Source organism: Chryseobacterium sp. Leaf404 (assembly GCF_001424145.1).
Classification (GTDB): Bacteria; Bacteroidota; Bacteroidia; order Flavobacteriales; family Weeksellaceae; genus Chryseobacterium.
Genome location: NZ_LMQM01000013.1, coordinates 59319 through 75931, shown reverse-complemented (window position 1 = coordinate 75931; position 16613 = coordinate 59319). Strand labels below are relative to the sequence as shown.

The window sequence follows — 16613 nt, the reverse complement described above, 5'->3', positions numbered from 1 at the left end:
ATAATAAGAAAAATTATTATTTAGCTTCGAAGTAAACTCTTCTGTTTGCTCTGTTTTTCCATTCAGGGCATTTTTCAGCAGGGTCACACTCAGGATATTTAAGATCTTTTTCTCCTCTACCAACAGAGTTAAGCTTAGAAGCTTCAACACCGTTTTTGATTAGGTAGCTCTTTACACTGTTTGCTCTTCTTTCAGAAAGTTTCTGGTTATAAGCATCAGAAGCTCTTGTATCAGTAGCTCCAATTACAGTATATGTACCGTTTGAAGAATTGATGTAGCTTACAGCGTTGTTAAGAATTGGAGTAGTAGATGGTAAAATTCTGTCAGAATTCAAATCAAACTCGATTCCTTCTAAAATTTTCTCATTTTCAATAACAGGACCAACTGGAGTTGTAGGCGTTGTAGGGCAACCGTTGTTTTCTACAGGACCAGGAACAGTAACACACTGATCGTAAAGATCAATTACGCCATCTAAGTCTGTATCTAAAGCTACACCAGCTCCGTCTACTCTTGCACCAGCAGGAGTGTTTAATTCTCTGTCCCAGTCGTCACAAACACCATCGTTGTCTAAATCTCCTTTTTTACAAACTTCAACTTCCTGGTTTTTCTCAGCCAAAACGTCAAGTTTCCAATAGATTTCCTGCAATGGGTCATGCCACATTAGGTGAGACTCGTGTTTTCCTAATTTCAAAGATAGACCAAGAGTTGCGTTGATGAAGTTATCAGAAATCTGATCTTCTCTTTTGTTGATATAGCTGTATTGTTCACCACCTCCATCGAATTCATCATCGCCAGTGTAAACATACATTAATCTACCTTCGATATCTAATCTTCTGTTGATTTTATATTTCAGACCAGCACCAGCCTGTCCGAAGAAAGATTGATTTTTGAACAATTCCTGCTCAGTCATTAATCTTTGATTTATCTCGTCTTTCTGGTAAGCTCTATAACCCAGAATTCCAACACCAGCGTAACCATGTAAAGCCCATTTGTAAGGAGATTTATTATCAACTCTTCTCAAAAGATTTGAGAAATTGATGTCTCCTATTAAAGAGATTGCGTCATATTGAGTTCTTGCGCCAACTCTCTGGTAAACAGAAGCGTCAGATGGTGCAGCATCTTTTGTATTGAACCAACCTTGTCTTGTTTCTCCTCTGTCATACTGTAGCTTAAGTCCGAAAGCGTGTGTAATCGCTTTGTCAACACTGACATACATCGAGTAACCGAAAAGGTTTTTACCGTTACCATTTTTTATTGAGGTAAGATCTCCTGCTTGAACCAAAGGAACTCCAGCTCCAGCTGATATTGACCAGTCGTTGAATCTTTTAGATTCCTGTGTGAATTTTGAAACATTTGCAGATCCGGAAGAAAATGTATTCGGATACTGCTGTTCATTAGAAACTGCCGTAGAATCCTGTGCAAAGCTCAGGGCCGGGACCGCTAAAGCAAATGCAACAATTGCTAAACTTAATTTCATAGTGTATTTTTTATTTTGTTATTACTTGATTTAATCATTTTAAAATTACTTTTAAATGATACTATTATTTAGGACAACCGTTGTTTTCCTGAGGTCCTGCTACAGTCACACATTTGTCATAAAGATCAATAACACCGTCAAGATCCATATCTAATGCTACACCTGCGCCATCAACTCTTGCTCCGGCAGGAGTGTCAAGCTGTCTGTCCCAGTCATCACAAACGCCGTCATTGTCATTATCTCCTTTCTCGCACACCACAAGTTCTGTAGATGTGTTTTCAAGATCATACATTCTTCCGTACACTTCCTGTAATGGGTCATGCCAAGCTAAATGTGTGTTGTGTTTACCTAATTTAAATGAAAGACCTAAAGTAAAGCTCATCGCTCCGTCTGAGTAGCTATCATTAATCAGGTTGTAATTAATTCTGTCACCGGCAGGAGTATCAAGAGATCTTCCTTCACCACCACCATCAAATTCCTCATCCATACTGTTGATGTAGATTACTCTTGCTTCCACATCGATAAGTTTCGAAACATTATATTTCATACCAACAGCAGCCTGCCAGAAGAAAGATGAAATTTCGAATTTCTGATCATTTTTAATAGGAATTCTAGGAGGATTGGTGCTCCATCTTGAAGCGTCATTGTCAATAAGCTCTGTTTGAAAAGCCATGATCCCTGCTCCCAGATAACCATGAAGTGCCCATCTATATGGTGATTTGTTATCAACTCTTCTCAATAAATTTGAAAAGTTAATGTCTCCCAATAGTGAAACCTGCTTGTATTTTGTCCATGCGTTACCAATTCCGGCAGCCGGATTGTTTGGCAATTTAGCCTGCTGTTCTGTTTCGCCCATTTGGTATTGCAAATCCAAACCAAAAGTGTGACTGATCTGTTTGTCGATACTTGCATACGCATTCCAGCCCCACTTTACTTTATCTCCATAAAATGAAGTTACATCTGCAAATGTCATAAATGCAGGTCCTCCACCAATTGAAACCGACCAATCGTTAAATTTGCGGCTCGCATTGTTAAAAGTCTGCACATTAGCAGATCCCGAAGAAAAAGTGTTAGGATATTCGTGTGAATGACTAATCGCAATACTGTCCTGTGCGTAAGTAGCTATAGGAAGTGCAGCCAACAATAATAAACCTAATTTCATACAATATGTTTTATGTTCTGTTTTAATTTAAATCTTCTAATAATAGTCTGGAAAATTCTCTTTCGTAAAGATGTCTGTAGTGAGGGATCTCTAAGCTTCTACAAAAGAAAACTATATTATTATAACTTACGATATCAATATCAATCACCCGGTCTGAATAGTTTCTGCTATTGCCTGAATCTACCAGCCTTCCCATGCTTTTCTCGATTTCTTTTAAAGCATTAAGAAGCTGAATTGGTGATAAATCTGTCTCAATTCGTAGTGCAATATTACAAAAATTATTGGAACTGACAAATTCCACGGGCTCTGAATACAAAAATTTACTTTCAGATAATATTACAATGTTTTGGTTTCTTATCCTTTTAAAAGCAGTTTCGAGGTTTTTTTTTTGATCTCCAATGTTACTTCCCAGTAACAAAACGGCAGTATGATGCGACATATTGAAAAAGTTATTATTTATGAAGAGTTTTTTTAAAAATGTCCTGGCAAATATAGTTGCAATTGCTATTCTTTGCTGCCTGTTTTTTGTTTTTTTTATTATTATGATTGCAGTAGGATCGGCAAGCGAGAGCTCGTCTGTGGAAGTAAAGAAAAACTCTGTACTTACTATTAATCTCAAGACGCAAATCATAGACAGCCCCACAGAAGTTCAGAAAGATGTTTTTGCTTTCAACAGTAAAACCAAAGAAATTCTGATTTATGATGCAGTGGAAGCGATTAGAAGAGCAAAAGATGACAGCAATATTAAAGGAATCAGCATTGAAGCTGACGATGTAAGTGCTGGTATCACTCAGATTGATGATCTCAGAGCAGCGATTGCAGATTTTAAAAAGAGCGGAAAATTTGTGTACGCTTACGGAAATACGGTTTCGCAGTCTTCATATTATTTAGGTTCTGTAGCAGATCAGTATTATCTTAATCCATCAGGTGGTATTGAATTGAAAGGTTTGTCTACCGAAGTTACTTTCTTTAAAGAATTTGCCGAAAAATACGGAATCGGAATTGAAGTGATCCGTCACGGTAAATTTAAATCTGCCGTTGAACCATTTATCGCAAATGAAATTTCTCCTGAAAATAGAGAACAGCTCAGTACTTTATTAAATGACATTTGGGACAGCACTTCTTCAAAAATTGCAGCTTCAAGAAAAATTGAATTACCGCAGTTCAAAACTGTTGTAGACAGCTTGTACGGGATGATTCCTGAAGAAAGTGTAAAGTTTAAACTGGCGGACAAACTTATTCAGAAGACAGAATATGATCAGATCTTAAAGTCTAAATTAAATCTGAAAGAAAAAGATAAACTTTCAAAAATTTCTTTAAACAAATATGTAAGTTCATTTAAAAATGAAGAAAAATCCGGCGACAGAGTAGCGGTGCTGTATGCTTCAGGATCTATCAACAGTGGTGATGAATATAATGACATTCACTCAGAGAAATATTTGGAATATATTAAGGATCTCCAGAATGATAAAAAGGTAAAAGCGGTTGTGCTGAGAATAAATTCCCCTGGCGGAAGTGCTAATGCGTCTGATGAGATTTTATTTGAACTTCAGCAGCTGAAAAAGAAGAAACCGCTGATTGTTTCTTTTGGGGACTATGCTGCATCAGGCGGTTATTACATTGCGATGGCTGCAGATAAAATTTATTCCCAACCGAATACTTTAACAGGGTCTATCGGTGTTTTCGGAGTACTTCCTTATTTTAAAGAGATTGCCAATAAAAACGGAGTACGTTCTGATATTGTTGCTACCAATGCCAATTCGGCCTACTATTCTTCACTGAACGGATTGAGTCCGCACGGTGTGGCGATGATTACCAAAAGTGTAGAAGGTACTTATAAAAGATTTGTGCATTTCGTTACTCAAAACAGAAAAAAATCTTTCGAACAGATTGATGCAGTAGGAGGAGGAAGAGTCTGGAGTGGCGCAAGAGCGAAAGAAATAGGTTTGGTAGATGAATTGGGAACTCTGAATGATGCCGTGAAATTTGCTGCAGGTAGAGCAAATCTGAAAGAGTATAAGGTGAAAACCTATCCTGAGGAAAAAACAGCTTTCGAACAGTTTTTTGAAGGGATGAATGAAGATGATATTTCAGCCAAAGTTCTGAAGAATAAAATAGGAAAATCAAACTATGAAATCCTGATGCAGCTTACAGACAAAAAACTGAAATCTGAGGTTAAAATGGAAATGCCTTACCTGATAAAAATTGATTAACTGAATTATATTGTTTCATAAAAAATCCGGCAGCTGAATTTCAGTTGCCGGATTTTATTTTAAGTTACAGAAGCTGTAATTATCTTTTTCTCGTAAGCATTTCGTAAAGCCAGATTACAATTACTGCACCTCCAATAGCTAGGAACCAACTGCGGAAGTTCCAGAAAGAATCTACATCTCCCCAATGCAAAACATAAACTCCGATTAAACCACCAATAAAGGCACCCACGATACCTAAAATAATTGTGATTAACCATCCACCGCCCTGTTTACCAGGCATGATCATTTTAGCGATTGCTCCGGCCAATAGTCCGAAAATAATCCAAGTAATAAATCCCATAGAAAAATTTTTTAATTAGTTAATAATAGTTTATTAATAAAAAAGGTCAATTACCTCTTCTTAAAAAATGAATCTACAAACTCTGTACCATTAAAAAGCTGCAGATCCTGCATCTTTTCTCCTACGCCAATATATTTCACGGGAATCTGAAACTGATCAGAAATTCCTATTACCACACCTCCTTTTGCCGTTCCGTCTAATTTAGTGACCGCCAAAGCATTTACCTCTGTGGCTGCCGTAAACTGTTTTGCCTGCTCAAAAGCATTCTGCCCTGTAGAGCCATCCAAAATCAATAAAATCTCGTGTGGCGCATCCGGAATCACCTTCTGCATCACTCTTTTGATTTTAGAAAGTTCATTCATTAAATTAATTTTATTATGAAGCCTACCTGCCGTATCAATAATCACCACATCAGCTTCCTGAGCAACGGCACTCTGAACTGTATCAAAAGCCACTGAAGCGGGATCTGATCCCATTTCCTGTTTCACAATCGGTACGCCCACTCTCTCGCTCCAGATCACCAACTGATCAACTGCTGCGGCGCGAAAGGTATCAGCAGCTCCAAGAACTACTTTTTTGCCTTCAGATTTAAACTGATGAGCCAGTTTTCCAATAGTAGTGGTTTTACCAACGCCGTTTACGCCAACTACCATAATGACGTAAGGTTTTTTTGAGGTATCAATATTTCCTGTTCTTCTGTGTGGGTTTTCCAGTAAAAGATTAGAGATTTCCTCGCGGAGAATGTTGTCCAGCTCACTTACACTTACATATTTGTCTCTTGCTGCACGTTCTTCAATTCTTCCGATGATTTTAATGGTGGTAGAGGCGCCAACATCTGATGCGATAAGAATTTCCTCAAGATTATCGAGAACTTCATCATCAACTTTACTTTTACCAACGACGGCTTTCGTCATTTTTTCGAAAAAGCCCTGACTGGATTTTTCCAAACCCTTGTCCAGAGTTTCTTTCTCTTCTTTCTTAAAAATATTTTTAAACCAACTCATTTTTATGAATTTTTAATGCGGGATGTTGGGTGCAGGATGTTGGATGTTTAAAGAAGGCAAATATCCGGTATCCCGCATCTTACATCCCGCACCCATCTTAGAAAAGCAAATATAACAAAAAAACTACCCGAAAACCGGATAGTTTTTGTATTTCGATAGACCGAAGCGATTATTTTTTTAAAAAACCGTCTACTTCGTCTGCGTTCATTACTTTTTCTTCGAAAACGTAAGCTCCTGATTTAGAAGACTTCACCATTTTCACCACTTTAGTCATTTTTTTAGACTGTCCGCTTTGTAGGGTTGCTACTACTTTCTTTGCCATGGTAAATTATATTTATAAATTACTTGATTTCTTTGTGAAGGGTAGATCTCTTAAGAACAGGATTGTATTTTTTCAATTCCAATCTTTCTGTAGTGTTCTTTTTATTTTTTGTAGAAATGTATCTGGACATTCCTGGCATACCACTTTCTTTGTGCTCTGTGCATTCAAGAATTACTTGAACTCTGTTTCCTTTTTTTGCCATGATTTAATTCTTTTTAATCAATCCTTCTCTGATGCCTCTTTCGATAGCCTCCTCGATTCCAATCTTGTTAATGATTCTCAATCCATGAGCTGAAACTTTCAGCGTAACGTGCTTGTCTTGCTCTGGAAGGTAAAATTTCTTTTCCAATAAGTTAATTTCAAAACGACGCTTCGTTTTGTTATTAGCGTGGGAAACGTTGTTACCAACCATTGCACGCTTTCCTGTTATCTGGCAAATTCTTGACATATCTCGATGTTCTTATTTGTATAATATTTGAGGTTGCAAAATAACGAATAAATTTTTTAATAGACAAATTGTTTTGCTTTATTTTTTAATAAATTTAAAAGAGGTTTTATTACCAATTGCTTTTTGATTTTTAATTACAACAATATAATTACCGATAGGAAGTGCCTGAACATCAACGTCGATATAGTTTTGTTTTCTATTGTTTAGATTTTCTATTAAAACTACTTTACCTGTATAATCAATAATCTGTAATTCAGAATTGTTTTGTAAATTTCTAATATGAAGAATATCTGTCACGGGATTTGGAGAAATCGCTATTGTCTTTGGATTTAATTTATTTTCATCCACCGATAAATAGGAATTGTTGTAAACAGCCTGATGACCGTTGTTGCTGCTTATGGTTAATTTTTGAATGCCTCCGCTGGTTGTGATGCTGTAATTTTTTGGAGCAGCGTTATTGTATGGGCCAAAAAACCAAAAATAATCATTTTGAAAGGTGCTGTTGCTGGGGATTTGGCAACCTTGAGCGTTTGGATTGTAATAAAAATCTGTTAAATTTAACGTCGTGTTATCAATAATTGCCTGTCCTAAATTATATCCTTGAAAAGTTGTAAGCGCTGTTGATAGAAAAGAAGTAGCAGTAAAATTGGCGGTGATGATGCTTAATTCGCTGTTGCTTGGAGCGTTTGTTGTTACACCATTAATAGTTATGCTTTCTAAATACCAAGAATTACTTGTCAAAACTGATTGTTGTGCTCTAGTTAGAAAACTTGACATTATTATTAACAAAAATGCTATATTTTTCATAATTAGTTTTTAATAAGATTCTTACTGTTAATTAATTGTCCATTCACAAAAAGTGATACAATATATTGCCCACTAGGATAGTTTTGCAACGAAATTGTTTTTTGACTTGTATTTATATCTAAAATATAATTATGTGGTGTATTATTGAATAAACTCTTTACAGAAATATAAGCTGATGTAGCATTTTCAATATCATATTTTACAAGAACTTCATTGATAGCAGGGTTAGGAGCAAGACTTTTAAAAGTATATGGATTAACAATTACTTCTACCTCAGAGTAATCTTTAAAACCATCATTGGCAACAATTTCTAATTTGTATTTTTTCGTTATATCGTTCGACACCGTCATGTTTTTTCCTGAATAAATCAAATCTCCTGTTTCGTCATACCAATTATAGGTTACAGATTCAGAAATATTATTTGCACTTAAGGTTGTAGCTTCATATTTTTCTACAGTTATATTATTTCCGGCATTTGCTTCAAAAAAAGGTCTTTGGTCTTTTCTAATTTCATAAAGTTCTCCACCTAGCAATTCGTTTGTAGCTGATGTTTTTTGAGTTACGAAGTAATTGTATTTTTCTTTGCCGGTCATTTCTTCGGTTAAAAAATTATAAGTCAACGTTAGAGTTCCTGTACTCTCAGGATCCATTCTCAAGTTTTGCAAAGATGCATTGTTTCCAGTAACAACTTTAATATGATCATCACGTGTATCTTCCACATTTGTTGCTAAACTGCCACCATCTTTCCATGCTTTAAGTAAAATATCATCAAGAACTATTCTTACTTCTGCTTCTTCAAAGATTGGTTTTCCGATTTCCGTATTCTCAACGAAAAAGTCAAGGTTATAATTTTCTGCATTTGGTTTTGGATTATGAACTGCAATCGCTCCACCAACTTTGACAGTCCCTCCGCCTGTAGAAACGTCAACAACAGTTAGATTTTTCCAAGCCAAATTATTATTATTTCTAACCATCTCATTAGGATTTACTGTAATTGGATATGACAGCAAATCATCATTTGAATTAACTTTTGCAAGCAAACAAAAATGCCATGGATCACTGTTTATTGTAGTGAAATTTTGTGGATTAGGAACACTCCAAGGGATTTCAACTAAAGCTTCCTGACCAGGGTGTAGCACAGGAATGTTTCCTGAACCAACCAACCCACCAAAAGCGATACCGTTTTGAATTATTGATCCATCCCAATAATCTGGGTAATTTAACGAGGTTGCAGCTTTTGCCCAATTAACGCTCACGGTATCATTTCCTTAACTTGTTTGACAACCAGTATTAGTTACTCTAACATAAATATAGTTAGGATTTATTCCATCATATGTTGGATTTTGGTGGACAGGGATAAGTTTTCCATCGTTCTGATTTCTAACAAAAATATCTGTGCTTGTCCACATATATTGCGTGATGTTATTTGGTTCTGCGCCTGTGTCTTCTTTAGAATCCTTTATCATAAAATTTACGACATGATTAGCTTCGCTGACACACTTCGTTTCCCGTACTGCTCGATATAGGTTTAAGCGGCCAGTCCCCAATTTTCCAAGATACGGCTGATTGTATGGAATCCAATAAATATCATCAGCGGTAGTTTTTAAAATGCTTTTTACTTGATTGGGTGTTAAAGAGGGGTCTATTGATAGTATCAACGCGGCAGCAGCGGCAACCTGAGGAGAGGCACAAGAGGTTCCCCAACATTTATCATATTGGTTGTTTCCAACAATTGCACCAGGTATTGCATATCCGGGGGCAACTATATCAACTTTATCATTGTGCTGGTGAGTATTACTTTCTGGGTTTGCTAAATCAATGCCATTTTGATGAACATCATTCCATTCAATTTGATATTGATTCCCATTAGCATCTGTATAAATTGTACCAATAGGAAAAGAGGTGCCAACTGAAGAAACTGCTATGGTGTGATTGCTATATGCTGCAGGATATACATAATTATTAGGACCGCCACAAGTGCCACCATTTCCTGCTGCTGAGACGGTTATTACACCAAAGTCTTCCCATATCTCTCTATATACTTCCTGCTCTACGATTCCTGGAGTACATCCGCTTAACCATGAGGTATTAATAACTCTAACACCAGGTATTTGTGCAATTTGGTGAGCCATTGTTGTAAAACCTTCCCCGGTTATTAACTTTGTATTGTAGCCAATTGATGCGACTCCTATATTATTATTGGTTGTTGCTCCAGCAAATCCTGATACTAATGTTCCATGTGCGCCATTTGGTGAAGACGTGCCGAAATGTTGAACAATTTTACCAAATAAATCTTGATGATTTGGATTAAATCCTGTGTCTGGAATTCCGATGTAAATATTAGGATTTCCAGTTGTTATATTCCATGCCATAGGAGCTCATACTAATTCTAATGCTCGGTCATTTCCAATATTTGGTATATCAATGTCGTTAGGGTATGACAATGGTATAGCTTCTGGAATAATTTCAACAAAATCAATTTCGGTAAAGTTTGAAAATTGGTTTAAGTCTATAATTTCGTTTTCTATTGTCAGAATGAAAGTTCGTATAAGTAATTCTGACTGTGTGCCATTAAATGCTTTTTCAAATTTGTAAATTTTTTTATTAGCAAAAAATGTTTGTAAATCGCTACTTGTAAATGATAAATTTACGCTTCCATCATTATTAGTAGAGATTAATGTTGGTGTTATATCGCTGCCTGTGTTTTGTACCACATAGAAGCTTTTAGTGGTAGTTTGTGAATAATTTAAAATATAGCAAAATAATGCTATAATTAATAATTTTGTTTTCATATTATTTTTTTATGTTCTAATCAAATATAAATAAAAAAATTCAAAATTATAGATATGTTGTTAATTTATTATAATTTGGTTTTAATCCCATTAAAAATCAAATAAAACAGTAAAAACCCAAAAGCAAACATGCAGATTCTTGATATAAAATCCCCGGTTCTGGTGTAAAATGTTTCTCCGTCATACAGCTTAATTTTTGCAAACAGCGCTGTTTTGTCTCCATACAAAGTATCTTCTTCAATTTCTCCTAATGCATTGATGTGCGCAGAGATCCCACTGTTGGCGGCGCGTGCAATTTCTCTCCGGGTTTCAATAGAGCGAAGTCTTGCGTAGGAAAGAAGCTGTCTATGACCTTCAGTTACGCCCCACCAGGAATCATTGGTCATGATGGCGAAAAAGTTGGCGCCTTTTTTTACATAATCTGTTACAAATTCTCCGTAGATACTTTCATAACAAATGATCGGAGCCATTTTTCCTTTGTTGAAAGGGTTGGAGAAAGCCTTACGTTCTTTGTCGATACCCAGAGAAGCAACTGTTCCTCCAAGATTAATCATCGCATCGCCCAAAATCGGCTTTAAATAAGACATATAAGGGAAAATTTCAACGCCGGGAACCAGTTTCCCTTTGTGATAAACCTCTACTTTCTGATTGGGGATAATCTGTACTGCTGAATTATAACTTTCAGCCCACATTCCGGAGTTGGTCTGATAGGCTTCTTTCGGCAGATTTTCTGAATTTAAATAATATCTGTGCGAAGAAATTCCTGAAGCGAAAACAGATTTTGGGTGTGTGGTTAAAAAAGATTTCACATTATTCAAAAGCTCGCTCTTCTCAAAAGCAGTTTCAGAAATAGAGCCTCTTCCTGGAATAGCCGTTTCCGGTGCGATGTAGTAATCAATTTTAGTAGTGGAAAATTCTTCGGCAAGGCCTAAAAGATCGTTCTGAATGGTCATGCTGTCCTTCTGATACTTTTCGTTGTAGGGATCCAGCTCGGGCTGCAGCATCAGAACATTTACTTCACCTATTGGTTTTTCATTAAAATTATTGTATTTCGCAATGGAAATGATCATCGGAACACCGATCAGCAAAACAATTACAGAAGAATTAATGATTAAACTCTTTCTTTTTCTGCCTGCCTGCCAGATTCTGATGGTGTAGAAAATAAAAATATTAATGATTAAAATCCAGAAACTTCCGCCTGTTGCTCCCAAAGTATCGTACCACTGAATTAACTTCGGGTATTCCGAGAATGAATTTCCAAGATTCAGCCATGGCCATGTGAGTTCCCAATTGAGGTGAAATTTCTCAAAACACATCCAGATGCTGACAAAAAATGCTAATCCCCAATAAGTTCCCTGAGAGTTTTTGTACCAGTGATAGCACTGAAAAATGAATGAATATAACAGGGAATTTATTAAAACCGGAAAAAGAACCGCCATCATCGAGTGGCTTCCGTCGGGGTTTTTTGAGCCGTACAGCCAGCCTGTGGTCACAACATTCCATATCACAAAACAAAGATAGGAAAGCCCGAAAACCACCCAGCTTTTTCTGCTGTATTTTGAAAATTTAGAAATATCATGTTCCATAACCAAAAGCGGAACCAGTGCAGTAAAAATGAAAAAAGGAACGCCGTAAGTAGGCCATGAAACCGAGAGCAGCATCGCCGCAATAAGCGTGAGAAGGATATGTTTCATTAAAAATCTTTAATACGCAAATTTAGTGTTTTTGAAATGAATATCTTTGCCGTTGATGTTAAAGAAGTTTTATCAAATTACTATTTTTCCTTATACTTTATTTCTGCTTTATCTGATGTTTCTGGGCATGGGGAGATTTCAGTTTGAGGTAAACGTCATCAGAATAGAACCTGTATTTTCCACAGTGAAATTTATTGAAAATACAATCCGCTGGTGGGATATTGTGAGAATTGTTTTGGGGAATGTTCTGATGTTTATTCCTTTCGGTTTTTTAGGCTGGGTTTTCCCGAAACTGCAGGATCTTAAATGTCTGATGTACACTTTTATTTCATCCATCGTTATCATCGAAGGGATGCAGTATTTTACCCGCCTCGGAATTTTCGAGATTGATGATATACTTTTAAACAGTTTTGGGGTTTTTATAGGATATCAGATTCATAAAGTGATAGAAAATAAACTATCCGTTTAGTTCTTTAGCCCGTTTTTCCGCATTGAGAATTCCTTGTTTCAGACTTCCTTTTAAATCTTTTTCATCGAATGTTTTTAAAGCTGCTTCAGTTGTTCCACCTTTTGAGGCGACGTCTCTGATGAGCTCTTCAAGATTTTTATCTGAATTATTAATCAGATGATAAGCGCCTAGCATCGTCTGTTTCACGAAAAGTTTAGACAGATTTTCATCAATTCCCATTTCTGTTCCAGCTTTGATCATGGCATCAACGATGTAGTAAAAATACGCCGGACCGCTTCCTGAAAGGGCTGTGACGCCATCCAAAAGCTCCTCGTTTTCCAGATAAACAGATCTTCCGGTGGAATTGAGTAACCTTTCAATATTAATCAATTGGCTGAAAGAAATCCCGTCTGCAGCGGTGTAACCTGTAATTCCCATTCCCAAAAGAGTGGGAGAGTTGGGCATTGCTCTTACTACCATTTTATGATTAAGCAGATTTTGAATTTTCTCAATTTTAATTCCTGCCATAATCGACAGCACCATTTGGGTTTCTTTTAATTTGAATTTAAAATTTCCTGCAACGTGTGAAAAATCCTGAGGTTTTACGGCAATGATAATTAAATCTGCATCCAGATTTTCCACATTTTCAAAGATTGAGATTTGAGATTTTGGAAATTCTTCAGCAATCTTTTTTATTTTGTTTTCGTTTCTGGTAATCAGGTGCAGATCCTGATGTTTAATCAGTTCATATTTTAGGAATGATTTAGAAAAAGACAAGCCCATATTTCCGGCTCCGATAATGGCGATTTTCATATTTTTTTGTGTTTTTAAAGTTAAAAATCAAAACGCTCAGATTGTCCGAGCGTTTTTTTATAAGTAATGAGTAATGGTTAGTGTGGAATTAGGTTTTTAAACTTCCGACCTCCATCTTCCCATTTCATTAAATTCTTTCAATGTCAGCACCAATGGCCTTCAGTCTGCCGTCGATGTTTTCATAGCCTCTGTCGATTTGCTCGATGTTGTGAATGATCGATTTTCCTTCCGCAGATAATGCTGCGATCAAAAGTGCGTTTCCGGCTCTGATGTCGGGAGAAACCATCGTGGTTCCACGAAGCGGAGATTCCTGATTTAAACCGATAACTGTTGCTCTGTGTGGATCACATAAGATGATCTGAGCTCCCATATCGATCAGTTTATCCACGAAAAATAATCTTGATTCAAACATCTTCTGATGAACCAGAAGACTTCCTTTTGCCTGAGTGGCCACCACTAAAATAATAGAAAGTAAATCCGGCGTAAAGCCTGGCCACGGCGCATCTGAAACGGTAAGAATAGATCCGTCGATAAATTTCTGAATTTTATAATTTTCCTGAGAAGGAATGTAAATATCGTCACCGCTCTGCTCCAATTGAATTCCCAGTTTTCTGAACGTATTTGGGATCACGCCCAGCTGATTCCAGTTGACGTTTTTGATGGTGATTTCAGATTTTGTCATGGCTGCAAGGCCAATCCAAGAGCCGATTTCTACCATATCCGGAAGCATCGTGTGCTCGGTTCCGTGAAGATGTGTCACGCCTTCAATCGTCAGTAGATTGGAACCGATTCCTGAAATATTGGCCCCCATTCTGTTCAGCATTTTACAGAGTTGCTGAAGATAAGGCTCGCAGGCTGCGTTATAAATTCTTGTTTTCCCTTTGGCTAAAGTTGCCGCCATCACAATGTTGGCAGTTCCTGTAACAGAAGCTTCCTCCAGAAGGATAAATTTTCCGTTCAGTTCTTTAGCTTTCAGTGAATAGAAATATTCTTCTTCATCATAATGAAATTCTGCACCCAGTTCCACCAGCCCCTGAAAGTGGGTATCTAATCTTCTTCTTCCGATTTTATCGCCGCCCGGAGTGGGCATATACGCTTCTCCGTAACGGGCAAGCATTGGTCCCATCAGCATGATAGAGCCTCTCAGTTTGGCGCCGTCTTTTTTAAATTCGTTGGATTTTATATAATCAAAATTAACTTTATCTGCTTTGAAAGTGAAATCTCCATGAGCGTTTTTGGTTACTTTTACTCCAAAATCACCTAGGATCTCGATCAGTCTGTTGACGTCATGAATGTCGGGAATATTATTAATTCTTACTTCTTCATCTGTTAATAAAACTGCACATAAAATTTGGAGCGCTTCATTTTTTGCACCCTGTGGGGTAATTTCCCCCTGTAGTCTTTTTCCTCCACGTATTTGAAACGTCCCGCTCATTACCTTCTGTTCTTGTTGTTATTATTGTTAGTAAATCTTCTTTTATTGATGTTATTGTTAGAATTCCCCTGATTTCTGTTGTTATTGCTGTTATTCTTATTGGTATTGTTTCTGTTGGCCGTAGCGTAATAGATTTTGCTTTTGTCCAGTGCTTCAATATTAGTTAAGTCAAGTCTGTTGGCAGACAGTTCTTTCAGGTGACGGAAAATTACATCATCTGTAACGTGTTCTTTATTATAAACATTGTAAGACTTCTTCATATTGTTCGCAATCACCTCGATCAGAGCTTCTTTTTCGTCGCCGGGCTCCAGTTCAATCGCTTTTTCAATCAGCTGAAGAATGCTCTTTCCGTAGAATTTAAAATCTCCCTGAAGTTTCGGGTATTCCATTCTTTTGGGCTTCTCTGCAAGCTCTTCTTTGGTAGGAAAAGGGTAGGGAGAATCTACATCAAGGTCATATTCTGCCAGGATAAAAAGATGATCCCAAAGTTTATGTTTATAATTTTCTTCGTCTCTTAAATGCGGATTTCTCTGCCCCATAAAATCAATGATTGCCATCGCCATCTCGCTTCTTTCTTCTCTAGTAGGAAGCTCTTTGCAACGCTCAACCAGCTGTTGTATGATTCTGCCATATTCCGGCAAATGAAGCTGAGTTTTTTGGGTATTGTATTCCATAGTTTGCAAATATATGGATTAATAAAAAAAATGTTCAGAAAATCTTTAAAGTTTAAAAATATTTAATAAATTCTGACCCTTCAGACCTCAATAAATTTCTTACGTTCTTCAGGAGTAGGCAAAAAACATTTTTGATTGCTGATCTTCATTCTGTTTCGGGAAATCACATTATAGAGCTGATCGCTGAAACCGGTAGGGAAAATCTGTGCTGCAAAACCCGCAGCTTTGTATAATCCTCCAAGCAAGTGTAAGACTTTTAAAATCGCTTTAGATTTAATTAAGTAATAAGAACCTGCCTTCCAGAGATACAGCGTATTAAACTGTTTTCGGTCTAATTGTCTTTCTCCTAAAAATTTCTGCCCAAAATCTGACTGGAGTGAAGCAAACATAAACTCATTTTTTCTGTCACGCTGCAGTATCCATTGTACCCAAAAGTTGCAGACACCGCAATCGCCGTCAAAAAAGATAATATGTTTGTCTTCCCAATTTTCCACAGTTTAGTAGTTTTTAATTTTTGTTTCTTTAATCTGGAATCTAAAATAATCTGCCATTTTTTTTCTGTCTTCATCCGAAAGTTTGGCTTCCTGATGCCCGATAAAATAAGAATCTAAAGGCATCTTTTTCTTTTCAACCATTTCTGCAGCCTCCTCCATTTTATGAATTTGTCTTGAGGGCTCGTAGGTGGCGAATGTGGAAAAATTCAGCTCTTTTCTGCCCTCGTCAATATGATTTTTTACAAACCATGAGGATGGTGCAATGCTGGAATACCAGGGGTATTTTGTTTCGTTAGAGTGGCAGTCGTAGCATGCAGTTCTGATTAATGATGCTATGTCAGGCGAGGTATCTTTTATTTTTATAAAATCCATCCCTGAATCAACCGGTGGATTTGTTTTGTCAATAGGAAAAAACTGAATAATAATAAAGCCTACCAAAAGCACGACGAGTATTTTTTTAAACATAATTTTCTTGGTTTTTAAGTTAAAT

General features: G+C 36.7%; 20 protein-coding genes. 2 read left to right on the top strand and 18 right to left on the bottom strand.

Going from position 1 to position 16613, the window contains the following annotated elements:
* Positions 1-16: 16 nt before the first annotated feature.
* The 3 genes from ASG31_RS14655 to folK all read right to left on the bottom strand — a co-directional run bounded on the left by ASG31_RS14655 (position 17) and on the right by folK (position 3078).
* Complete coding sequence (locus ASG31_RS14655) at positions 17-1477, bottom strand: OmpA family protein (protein WP_056034277.1); 1461 nt, start codon at positions 1475-1477, stop codon at positions 17-19.
* 64 nt (positions 1478-1541) lie between these two features.
* Entirely contained in the window at positions 1542-2639 is a 1098-nt protein-coding gene (locus ASG31_RS14650) for an outer membrane beta-barrel protein (RefSeq protein WP_056034275.1), read from the bottom strand.
* Between the two features lie 22 nt (positions 2640-2661).
* On the bottom strand, positions 2662-3078 hold the full coding sequence (folK, locus tag ASG31_RS14645; protein WP_056034272.1) for a 2-amino-4-hydroxy-6-hydroxymethyldihydropteridine diphosphokinase: 417 nt from the start codon (positions 3076-3078) through the stop codon (positions 2662-2664).
* Between the two features lie 19 nt (positions 3079-3097).
* On the opposite strand from folK, the gene sppA reads away from it, so the two are divergent.
* Positions 3098-4852: a signal peptide peptidase SppA gene (gene sppA / locus ASG31_RS14640; protein WP_056034269.1), complete on the top strand. Its 1755-nt coding sequence runs from the start codon at positions 3098-3100 to the stop codon at positions 4850-4852.
* Positions 4853-4931: 79 nt separating this feature from the next.
* On the opposite strand, the gene ASG31_RS14635 is transcribed toward sppA, so the two are convergent.
* The 10 genes from ASG31_RS14635 to lnt all read right to left on the bottom strand — a co-directional run bounded on the left by ASG31_RS14635 (position 4932) and on the right by lnt (position 12259).
* Positions 4932-5192 (bottom strand): GlsB/YeaQ/YmgE family stress response membrane protein, encoded by a 261-nt coding sequence (locus ASG31_RS14635; protein WP_056034265.1) that lies wholly within the window; start codon positions 5190-5192, stop codon positions 4932-4934.
* A gap of 50 nt (positions 5193-5242) precedes the next feature.
* Positions 5243-6196, bottom strand: coding sequence for a signal recognition particle-docking protein FtsY (gene ftsY, locus ASG31_RS14630; protein ID WP_056034260.1), 954 nt, complete (start codon positions 6194-6196; stop codon positions 5243-5245).
* Positions 6197-6365: 169 nt separating this feature from the next.
* Positions 6366-6518, bottom strand: a complete 153-nt coding sequence (locus tag ASG31_RS18255; protein ID WP_065399141.1) for a DUF4295 domain-containing protein — start codon at positions 6516-6518, stop codon at positions 6366-6368.
* Between the two features lie 19 nt (positions 6519-6537).
* A complete protein-coding gene (gene rpmG, locus ASG31_RS14625; protein WP_027373683.1) occupies positions 6538-6720 on the bottom strand; it encodes a 50S ribosomal protein L33 in 183 nt (60 codons plus the stop codon).
* Between the two features lie 3 nt (positions 6721-6723).
* The gene (gene rpmB, locus ASG31_RS14620; protein ID WP_034760742.1) at positions 6724-6966 is read right to left on the bottom strand and encodes a 50S ribosomal protein L28; all 243 of its coding nucleotides are present in this window, start codon (positions 6964-6966) and stop codon (positions 6724-6726) included.
* Between the two features lie 78 nt (positions 6967-7044).
* A complete protein-coding gene (locus ASG31_RS14615; protein WP_082504597.1) occupies positions 7045-7773 on the bottom strand; it encodes a T9SS type A sorting domain-containing protein in 729 nt (242 codons plus the stop codon).
* A gap of 2 nt (positions 7774-7775) precedes the next feature.
* Complete coding sequence (locus ASG31_RS14610) at positions 7776-9029, bottom strand: hypothetical protein (RefSeq protein ID WP_056034255.1); 1254 nt, start codon at positions 9027-9029, stop codon at positions 7776-7778.
* A gap of 12 nt (positions 9030-9041) precedes the next feature.
* Positions 9042-10145: a S8 family peptidase gene (locus tag ASG31_RS14605; protein ID WP_056034253.1), complete on the bottom strand. Its 1104-nt coding sequence runs from the start codon at positions 10143-10145 to the stop codon at positions 9042-9044.
* Positions 10146-10151: 6 nt separating this feature from the next.
* Positions 10152-10565: a hypothetical protein gene (locus tag ASG31_RS14600; RefSeq protein ID WP_056034248.1), complete on the bottom strand. Its 414-nt coding sequence runs from the start codon at positions 10563-10565 to the stop codon at positions 10152-10154.
* Between the two features lie 68 nt (positions 10566-10633).
* On the bottom strand, positions 10634-12259 hold the full coding sequence (lnt, locus tag ASG31_RS14595; protein WP_056034246.1) for an apolipoprotein N-acyltransferase: 1626 nt from the start codon (positions 12257-12259) through the stop codon (positions 10634-10636).
* A 55-nt stretch (positions 12260-12314) separates the two neighbouring features.
* On the opposite strand from lnt, the gene ASG31_RS14590 reads away from it, so the two are divergent.
* Positions 12315-12728 carry a VanZ family protein gene (locus tag ASG31_RS14590; RefSeq protein ID WP_056034244.1) on the top strand — a complete coding sequence of 138 codons (414 nt, stop codon included), beginning with the start codon at positions 12315-12317 and terminating at the stop codon, positions 12726-12728.
* Here the strand turns inward: ASG31_RS14590 and proC are convergent.
* The 5 genes from proC to ASG31_RS14565 form a co-directional block, all read right to left on the bottom strand.
* Entirely contained in the window at positions 12717-13520 is an 804-nt protein-coding gene (proC, locus tag ASG31_RS14585; protein ID WP_056034242.1) for a pyrroline-5-carboxylate reductase, read from the bottom strand. The genes ASG31_RS14590 and proC overlap by 12 nt on opposite strands.
* Before the next feature lie 127 nt (positions 13521-13647).
* Entirely contained in the window at positions 13648-14955 is a 1308-nt protein-coding gene (gene murA, locus ASG31_RS14580) for a UDP-N-acetylglucosamine 1-carboxyvinyltransferase (protein WP_056034239.1), read from the bottom strand.
* On the bottom strand, positions 14955-15629 hold the full coding sequence (locus ASG31_RS14575) for a DUF4290 domain-containing protein (RefSeq protein WP_056034236.1): 675 nt from the start codon (positions 15627-15629) through the stop codon (positions 14955-14957). Before ASG31_RS14575 ends, murA begins: the two co-directional genes overlap by 1 nt.
* An 80-nt stretch (positions 15630-15709) precedes the next feature.
* A complete protein-coding gene (locus ASG31_RS14570; protein WP_056034232.1) occupies positions 15710-16123 on the bottom strand; it encodes a thiol-disulfide oxidoreductase DCC family protein in 414 nt (137 codons plus the stop codon).
* A gap of 3 nt (positions 16124-16126) precedes the next feature.
* A complete protein-coding gene (locus tag ASG31_RS14565) occupies positions 16127-16588 on the bottom strand; it encodes a heme-binding domain-containing protein (RefSeq protein ID WP_056034229.1) in 462 nt (153 codons plus the stop codon).
* Positions 16589-16613: the final 25 nt, after the last annotated feature.

What these genes read in the sequence shown, in the direction of transcription:
- ASG31_RS14655 (WP_056034277.1), bottom strand. Translation starts at nt 1,477, where the DNA reads ATGAAATTAAGTTTAGCAATTGTTGCATTTGCTTTAGCGGTCCCGGCC.
- ASG31_RS14650 (WP_056034275.1), bottom strand. Translation starts at nt 2,639, where the DNA reads ATGAAATTAGGTTTATTATTGTTGGCTGCACTTCCTATAGCTACTTAC.
- folK (WP_056034272.1), bottom strand. Translation starts at nt 3,078, where the DNA reads ATGTCGCATCATACTGCCGTTTTGTTACTGGGAAGTAACATTGGAGAT.
- sppA (WP_056034269.1), top strand. Translation starts at nt 3,098, where the DNA reads ATGAAGAGTTTTTTTAAAAATGTCCTGGCAAATATAGTTGCAATTGCT.
- ASG31_RS14635 (WP_056034265.1), bottom strand. Translation starts at nt 5,192, where the DNA reads ATGGGATTTATTACTTGGATTATTTTCGGACTATTGGCCGGAGCAATC.
- ftsY (WP_056034260.1), bottom strand. Translation starts at nt 6,196, where the DNA reads ATGAGTTGGTTTAAAAATATTTTTAAGAAAGAAGAGAAAGAAACTCTG.
- ASG31_RS18255 (WP_065399141.1), bottom strand. Translation starts at nt 6,518, where the DNA reads ATGGCAAAGAAAGTAGTAGCAACCCTACAAAGCGGACAGTCTAAAAAA.
- rpmG (WP_027373683.1), bottom strand. Translation starts at nt 6,720, where the DNA reads ATGGCAAAAAAAGGAAACAGAGTTCAAGTAATTCTTGAATGCACAGAG.
- rpmB (WP_034760742.1), bottom strand. Translation starts at nt 6,966, where the DNA reads ATGTCAAGAATTTGCCAGATAACAGGAAAGCGTGCAATGGTTGGTAAC.
- ASG31_RS14615 (WP_082504597.1), bottom strand. Translation starts at nt 7,773, where the DNA reads ATGAAAAATATAGCATTTTTGTTAATAATAATGTCAAGTTTTCTAACT.
- ASG31_RS14605 (WP_056034253.1), bottom strand. Translation starts at nt 10,145, where the DNA reads ATGGCATGGAATATAACAACTGGAAATCCTAATATTTACATCGGAATT.
- ASG31_RS14600 (WP_056034248.1), bottom strand. Translation starts at nt 10,565, where the DNA reads ATGAAAACAAAATTATTAATTATAGCATTATTTTGCTATATTTTAAAT.
- lnt (WP_056034246.1), bottom strand. Translation starts at nt 12,259, where the DNA reads ATGAAACATATCCTTCTCACGCTTATTGCGGCGATGCTGCTCTCGGTT.
- ASG31_RS14590 (WP_056034244.1), top strand. Translation starts at nt 12,315, where the DNA reads ATGTTAAAGAAGTTTTATCAAATTACTATTTTTCCTTATACTTTATTT.
- proC (WP_056034242.1), bottom strand. Translation starts at nt 13,520, where the DNA reads ATGAAAATCGCCATTATCGGAGCCGGAAATATGGGCTTGTCTTTTTCT.
- murA (WP_056034239.1), bottom strand. Translation starts at nt 14,955, where the DNA reads ATGAGCGGGACGTTTCAAATACGTGGAGGAAAAAGACTACAGGGGGAA.
- ASG31_RS14575 (WP_056034236.1), bottom strand. Translation starts at nt 15,629, where the DNA reads ATGGAATACAATACCCAAAAAACTCAGCTTCATTTGCCGGAATATGGC.
- ASG31_RS14565 (WP_056034229.1), bottom strand. Translation starts at nt 16,588, where the DNA reads ATGTTTAAAAAAATACTCGTCGTGCTTTTGGTAGGCTTTATTATTATT.